7 protein-coding genes are annotated in these 6531 nt (G+C 67.9%); 1 reads left to right on the top strand and 6 read right to left on the bottom strand.

The window, feature by feature from the left end:
* Window positions 1-1271 (top strand): TRAP transporter large permease (locus AB4Y99_RS24095; protein ID WP_441525098.1); only part of this gene is annotated, 1271 nt, incomplete at its 5' end.
* Window positions 1272-1280: 9 nt separating this feature from the next.
* On the opposite strand, the gene AB4Y99_RS24090 is transcribed toward AB4Y99_RS24095, so the two are convergent.
* The 6 genes from AB4Y99_RS24090 to AB4Y99_RS24065 form a co-directional block, all read right to left on the bottom strand.
* Entirely contained in the window at window positions 1281-2246 is a 966-nt protein-coding gene (locus tag AB4Y99_RS24090) for a 2-hydroxyacid dehydrogenase (protein ID WP_441525097.1), read from the bottom strand.
* A 58-nt stretch (window positions 2247-2304) separates the two neighbouring features.
* A complete protein-coding gene (locus AB4Y99_RS24085; RefSeq protein WP_038364631.1) occupies window positions 2305-2982 on the bottom strand; it encodes an RraA family protein in 678 nt (225 codons plus the stop codon).
* 68 nt (window positions 2983-3050) lie between these two features.
* Entirely contained in the window at window positions 3051-3839 is a 789-nt protein-coding gene (locus AB4Y99_RS24080; protein ID WP_038364633.1) for an ABC transporter permease, read from the bottom strand.
* On the bottom strand, window positions 3836-4678 hold the full coding sequence (locus AB4Y99_RS24075; protein ID WP_441525096.1) for an ABC transporter permease: 843 nt from the start codon (window positions 4676-4678) through the stop codon (window positions 3836-3838). Before AB4Y99_RS24075 ends, AB4Y99_RS24080 begins: the two co-directional genes overlap by 4 nt.
* Window positions 4675-5730 (bottom strand): ABC transporter ATP-binding protein, encoded by a 1056-nt coding sequence (locus AB4Y99_RS24070; RefSeq protein WP_441525095.1) that lies wholly within the window; start codon window positions 5728-5730, stop codon window positions 4675-4677. The genes AB4Y99_RS24075 and AB4Y99_RS24070 overlap by 4 nt, the downstream gene beginning before the upstream one ends.
* Window positions 5731-5751: 21 nt before the next feature.
* A partial coding sequence (locus AB4Y99_RS24065; RefSeq protein WP_441525094.1) for an extracellular solute-binding protein occupies window positions 5752-6531 on the bottom strand: 780 nt, incomplete at its 5' end.

Genomic DNA, 6531 nt, shown 5'->3' with positions numbered 1-6531 from the left:
ACCTGATCGTCTTCTTCGTCGGCGTCGTCGCCCTCAACGTCTTCTCCGGCGTACCGATCGCGTTTTCCTTCGCCCTCGCCACCTTCGGCTATCTCGCCTGCACGACCTCGACACCGATGCTCGTCATGGTCGGCCGGCTCGACGAGGGCATGAGCCATCTCATCCTGCTCGCCGTGCCGCTCTTCATCTTCCTCGGCGCCCTGATCGAGATGACCGGCATGGCGCGCGCCATGATCCAGTTCCTCGCCTCGCTGCTCGGCCATGTCCRCGGCGGGCTGTCCTATGTGCTGATCGGCGCGATGTATCTGGTCTCCGGCATCTCCGGCTCGAAGATCGCCGACATGGCCGCGATCGCCCCGGTGCTCTTCCCGGAAATGCAGAAGCGCGGCGCCAAGCCCGGCGACCTCGTCGCGCTGCTCTCCGCCACCGGCGCCCAGACCGAGACCATCCCACCCTCGATCGTGCTGATCACCATCGGCTCGGTCACCGGCGTCTCGATCGCGGCGCTGTTCACCGGCGGCATGCTGCCCGCCGTCGTGCTCGGCGCCGCGCTCTGCGTCGTCGTCTGGTGGCGCTGCAGGGGCGAGGACCTCAGCAACGTCACGCGCTTCTCCCGCCGCGAGATCGCCAAGCTCGCCCTGATCGCCGCGCCCGCCATCGCGCTGCCCTTCGTCATCCGAGCCGCCGTCGTCGAGGGCGTCGCCACCGCGACCGAAGTCTCGACCATCGGTATCGCCTATGCGATTCTGGCGGGCCTCCTGCTTTACCGCCAGTTCGACTGGCGCCGCCTGCCGAAGATGCTGGTCGAGACCGCTTCCCTCACCGGCGCGATCATCTTCATCATCGGCTGCGCCACCGCCATGGCCTGGGGCCTGACCCAGTCCGGCTTCTCGCGCGACCTCGCCCAGGCCATGGCCGCCGTGCCCGGCGGAAGCTGGGGCTTCCTCGCCATCTCGATCCTCGCCTTCACCATCCTGGGATCGGTGCTGGAGGGCATCCCGGCGATCGTGCTGTTCGGACCGCTCGTCTTCCCCATCGCCCACCAGCTCGGCGTGCACGAGGTCCATTATGCCATGGTCGTGATCTTCGCGATGGGCATCGGCCTGTTCGCCCCGCCCTTCGGCGTCGGCTATTACGGCGCCTGCGCCATCTCGAAGATCAACCCCGACGATGGCCTCAAATACATCTGGGCCTATATCGCGGCCCTTCTCATCGGGCTGCTGATCGTCGCAGCAGTCCCGTGGATATCGATCGGCTTCCTCAGGAACTGAGGCTGCCGGTCAGACGACGAGGTCGCGCTCCGGCACGGGCTCGCCGCGCGAGACATGCACCATGTTGGCGAACATGCGCTTGACGGTCGGCGCGAAGTTGTCGGCCGCCATGGCGGCGAGGTGCGGCGTCACCACGATATTGTCGAGGGTCAGCAACTCGCTGTCCGGCGGCAGCGGCTCGACCGAATAGACGTCCATCGCGGCGCCCGCGATCTCCCGCGCCCGCAGCGCCGTGACCAGATCGGCTTCGTTGACCACCCCGCCGCGGGCGACGTTGACCAGCACCGCCGTCTTCTTCATCGCCTTGAGGGCGGCAGAATCGATCAGGTTCGTGGTTTCCGGCGTCAGCGGGCAGTGCAGCGAGACGACATCGGCCTCCGCCAGGATCTGCGCCAGCGAGGCATGGCTGACGCCGAGCTCGGCCTCCTCAGCGGCGCTGAGCGGCGTGCGCTTGCTGTAGAGGATCTTGCAGCCGAAGCCCTTGAGCAGCTTCGCGACGTTCTTGCCGATGGCGCCGAAGCCGACGATGCCGACCGTCTTGCCGGAGAGCATGTAGGTGTCGCCGGGCAGCTTGCCGGTCGCCCAACGGCCCTGTCTCAGCTCCTCATGGCCATAGGCGATGAAGCGCAGCGAGGACAGCATCAGCCCGAGCGCGAATTCGGCGACCGGAACGGCGTTGGAGCCGGTGGTGCGCGCGACCCTGATGCCGAGCTCCTTCGCAGCGGCGATGTCGATGTTGTCGTAGCCGACGCCCCATTTGTGCAGGAGCTTCAGCTTCCTGCCCGCCGCCAGCACCTCGCGCGAGACGCCGACCTGCCCGGAGATGGCATAGTCGGCCTCGGCGATGATCTCCTTCATATGCTCATCGCCGCGCGCCGTGCCATGGGTCAGGACGAAGCCCGGCGGCAGGAGCGCGCGCAGGCGGTCGGCGCGCTCCGGCGTCGTCATATCGAGCAGGACGATGGTCTCAGACATCATGGGATTCCGGTCTTGAAGGCGAAGGTGTCGTGTGGGGGCTTCGGGACGAGGCGGCTCAGCCGTTCTGGGCCAGCGCGTCGAGCACCATTTTGGTCGCGCCGGAGATGTCGCCGAGCTTCTCGCCGGCCTTGACGCGGTTTTGCGTCTTCTCGCCACGCTCCTGCCGGGCGATGGCCGCGTCGGCAATCGCCTCGGCCTCCTCGCGGGGCAGCACCAGCACGCCGGATTCGTCGGCCAGGATGACGTCCCCCGCCTTCACCGGCACATTGCCGCAGGAGATGGGATGGTTGAGCGTGCCGCCGAGATTGTAGAGGCGGGTGGTGATCGGCGACATGCCGCGGCACCACATCGGGAAATCGGAATCCTGGATCTCGGTCAGATCGGTGCAGGGGCCGTCGACGATGCCGCCGAGCGCGCCGGCCGCCTTGGCCGCGACGGTGACGCCGCCGCCCCAGCAGGCGTGCTTGTCGTCACCCAGGCGGTCAACGACGAGGATGTCGCCCGGCCGGAGCAGCCCGAGCGCGTGATGCAGCAAAGTCGAATCCTGGCCGGGAATGGCGAGCGTCACCGCCGCGCCGGCGATGCGCTTCGTGCGCAGCAACGGCTGGATGCCGCGATCCATGAAGCCCCAATGCTGGGAGTGGCCGACGGTCGCGGTCTCGACCTTGAGCAGCTTCTCCACGAGCGCGGCCGGAAGCTGCTCGGGCATGGGGGCGATGCGGTAATCGGGCATGGTGTCTTCTCCTGAGGCATGATGCCGAAAAGTGGGGACCGGTTTTCGGACGACATTATGCTTCCAAGCTATCGTCCGACGGCGCGGGCGACGCCGACAAGGCGTTCGACCGCGACGACGACGATCAGCGTGGCGATGATGAGAACGACCGAGAGCGCCGCGATCAGCGGGTCGGTGCGGCCTTCGACATAGCGCACCATCTCGACCGGCAGGGTCGAGGCGCGCGGGCCGGCGATGAAGAGCGAGATCACCGTCTCGTCGAAGGAAAGCAGGAAGGACAGGCAGGCGCAGGCGATCAGCCCCGGCGCCGCCAGCGGCAGCGTCACGCGCCGCACCACACGCCAGGGCGTGGCGCCGAGCGTTGCGGCGGCGGCCTCGATGTCGTGCGGGAGGTTCGCAAGCGCCGTCGCCATCATCCGGATGACGAAGGGCACCGTCACCGTCATATGGCCGAGGACGAGGCCCGGCAGCGTCGCGGTGAGCCGGAGCGGCGTGAAGAACAGCAGCAATGCGAGGCCGGTGATCAGCGTCGGCAGCAGCAGCGGCGCAAGGAAGAAGCCGGTCAGCGCGTCCTTGCCCCGGAACTCGCCCTTGGCCAATGCCAGCGCGGCGGGCACGCCGACGAGGAGCGAGCACAGCGTCACCACGCTCGCGACCTGCACGCTCAAGCCAAGCGCCGACAGCAGCGGAGCGTTCCCGGCGAGCGCCTGGAACCAGCGCAGCGAGTAGCCGGAAGGCGGGAACAGGATGAAATTATCCGCCGAGAAGGCGAGCGTGAAGACCACGACGATCGGCGCCAGGATCAGCGCATAGACGAGTGCCGCGATGCCGGAGAGGACGGGACCGGCACCGTTCATCGCCTCAACCTCCGGGCCAGCAGGTTGGAGAAGGCGAGCAGCACCAGCAGGAGCACGAGCGTGTAGAGCGCGAGCACCGCGGCCGCCGGCCAGTTGGTGTTGGTCGTCGCCTGCTCGAAGATTTCGGTCGCCAGCACGAAGACACGCCCGCCGCCGAGCAGTTTCGGCGTGATATAGGCCGACATGGAGAGGACGAAGCCGAGCCCCGCCGCCAGCACGATGGCGGGCAGGCTGAGCGGCAGCGTCACGCGCAGGAAGGTTCGGAACGGCGAGGCACCGAGCGAGCGCGACGCCTCCTCCAGCGTCCGGTCGAGCTGGCCGAAGCCGGCGAGCAAGGCGAGGATCATGTAGGGCATGATGCTCTCGGCCAGGCCGATGGTAACGCCGGTCCAGTTGAAGACGAGCTTCAGCGGCGCCGAGATCAGGCCGAGCCATTGCAGCAGGCCGTTGACCAGCCCGCGGTCGCCGAGAATGGCGAGCCAGCCGAAGACGCGCACGACACCGGAGATCAGCATCGGCAGGATGGCGATCACGGCCAGGATGCTGCGCCAGCGCGAGGTCGTGCGGAACAGGAAGAGCGAGAGCGGATAGGCCAGGGCCAGCGCGATCGCCGTCGCGACGAGCGAGAGCCAGAGCGAGTTCCAGGTCAATTCGAAGGTGAAGCCATCGGCGAAGGTGTCGGCGGCCGTCTTCAGCGACCAGGCCTCGACCAGCGCGCCGGTCGGGCCGACTTCGTTGAAGGCGTTGCGCAGCAGGAGCAGGGTCGGCCAGGCATAGATGGCCAGCACGAAGAGTCCGGCCGGTATCAGCAGCAGCGGCAGTCGGCGCGTCGCGCTCATGGCGCCTCGCGCGGGAAGGGCAGGCTGTCCTGCGCCCGCCAGATAACCGCGACCTCGGCGCCCTCAGCCGGCGCCGGGCTGCCCGACGGCATCTCGACYGTCAATTGCCCGCCCGCGCCCTCAACCAGCACCTCGACATGGTCGCCGACGAAGACACTGCGCAGGATGCGCCCGCTCACTCGGACAGTCTCCGCGCCGACCGCCTCCGAACGCTGAACGATGCGCATGCGTTGCGGCCGCACGAAGACGTCGAATTCCCCGCTGGCGGGAGCGGTGACGGGCTGCGGTTCGTTCCAGAGCAGGACCTTGCCGTCGGGACCGCGCGTCGCCGGCAGGGCGTTGGCGCGTCCGACGAATTCGGCCACGAAGCGGGTCGCCGGGCGCTCGTAGATATCCTCGGCCGTGCCGATCTGGGCGATGCGGCCGCGATGCATCACGGCGATGCGATCGCACATGGTCAGCGCCTCGACCTGATCATGCGTGACGAAGAGGGTGGTGATGCCGAGCGAGCGCTGGATCGAGCGGATCTCGTGGCGCATCGCGTCGCGCAGCTTGGCGTCGAGGTTGGAGAGGGATTCGTCGAGCAGCAGCACGGAAGGGTGGATCACCAGCGCGCGAGCCAGTGCCACGCGCTGCTGCTGCCCGCCGGAGAGCTCGCGCGGGCGGCGCTGGTCGAGCCCCGCGAGACGGACGAGCGCCAGCGCATCCTCGACCTGCCGCGCGATCTCGGCCTTCGGCCGGCGACGCTCTTCCAGCCCGAAGGCGACGTTCCCAGCCACGCTCAGATGCGGAAACAGCGCATAGGACTGGAAGACATAGCCCATATTGCGCTTGTGAGCCGGCAAATTGGTCATCGCGACGCCATCGACGCGGATTGCGCCGCGATCGGGCTCGACGAGCCCGGCCAGCATCCGCAAGGTCGTCGTCTTGCCGCAGCCGGAGGGGCCGAGCAGCGCGACCGCCTCGCCCTTCTCCACGGCGAGCGAGACGTCGTCGACTGCGACAGAGGCGCCATAGCGCTTCTGCAGCCCGGCAAGTTCGAGATAGCTCATCGTCGCTTACCCGTTGCCCGCTCAGCGCGCCGCCGCGATGACCTCGCGCCGCCAGCGATTGTTCCACTGGTCGCGCACCTTGAGGATGTCGTTCCAGTCGAGCGGGATCATGGTGGAGCGGCTTTCGGGCGCGGCGGCGGTGCGCGCGACAGCCTTGGCGTCGATCTGGGCCTTGGCGTTGGTCGGCRCGTAGAACATGCGCTCGGTGAAGGCCTTCTGCGCCGGCTGGGAGAGGGCGTGTCTGACGAAGGCGGCAGCGGCGGCGCGGTTCTTCGAGCCGGCGCTGAGGTTGATGGTGTTGATCTGGAAGACCGAGCCCTCGGGCGGYAGCAGCGTGCGGATCTTGCCGTTCGACTGATCGCCATAGAGCTGCGAGCGGGCGTTCCAGCCGGTCGCGACCTTGACGACGCCGTTCAGGATCAGCGAGTAGCCGTCCGGATTGGGCTCGAAGGTGTTGACCGAGGGGGCGAGCTCCCTGAGCTTCTTCATCGCCGCGTCGATCGATTTGCGATAGTCGCCGCCTTCCATCTTCTCGACCATGGCGGTCAAGGCGAGGCCTTGAATGTTCGGCGGTGCCGAAAGGGCGATCTGGCCCTTCAGATCGGGGCGCCAGAGGTCGGCGAGCTTGGCGAGCGGCGGGGTCAGCGCCGCGTCGTAGACGAGGACGAGATGGTCGAAGGTCACGGCCGGGCCGAACTCGCCACCGGCCTTGCGCGCCTCCGGCAGCAATTCGTCCAGCACCGGGAACTCGGCCGGGGTGAGCTTCTCGAACAGACCCTCGAGATTGCCGATGCTGGAGGT

Origin of the sequence: Allobosea sp. TAB14 (genome assembly GCF_052113865.1) — a bacterium.
Classification (GTDB): domain Bacteria; phylum Pseudomonadota; class Alphaproteobacteria; order Rhizobiales; family Beijerinckiaceae; genus Allobosea; species Allobosea spartocytisi.
Note: the sequence above shows the minus strand (reverse complement) of the source record. Positions and strands in the feature narration are given on the sequence as shown.

Excerpts from the sequence above, each read along its gene's own strand:
- AB4Y99_RS24090 (WP_441525097.1), bottom strand. The coding sequence starts at position 2,246 with ATGTCTGAGACCATCGTCCTGCTCGATATGACGACGCCGGAGCGCGCC.
- AB4Y99_RS24085 (WP_038364631.1), bottom strand. The coding sequence starts at position 2,982 with ATGCCCGATTACCGCATCGCCCCCATGCCCGAGCAGCTTCCGGCCGCG.
- AB4Y99_RS24080 (WP_038364633.1), bottom strand. The coding sequence starts at position 3,839 with ATGAACGGTGCCGGTCCCGTCCTCTCCGGCATCGCGGCACTCGTCTAT.
- AB4Y99_RS24075 (WP_441525096.1), bottom strand. The coding sequence starts at position 4,678 with ATGAGCGCGACGCGCCGACTGCCGCTGCTGCTGATACCGGCCGGACTC.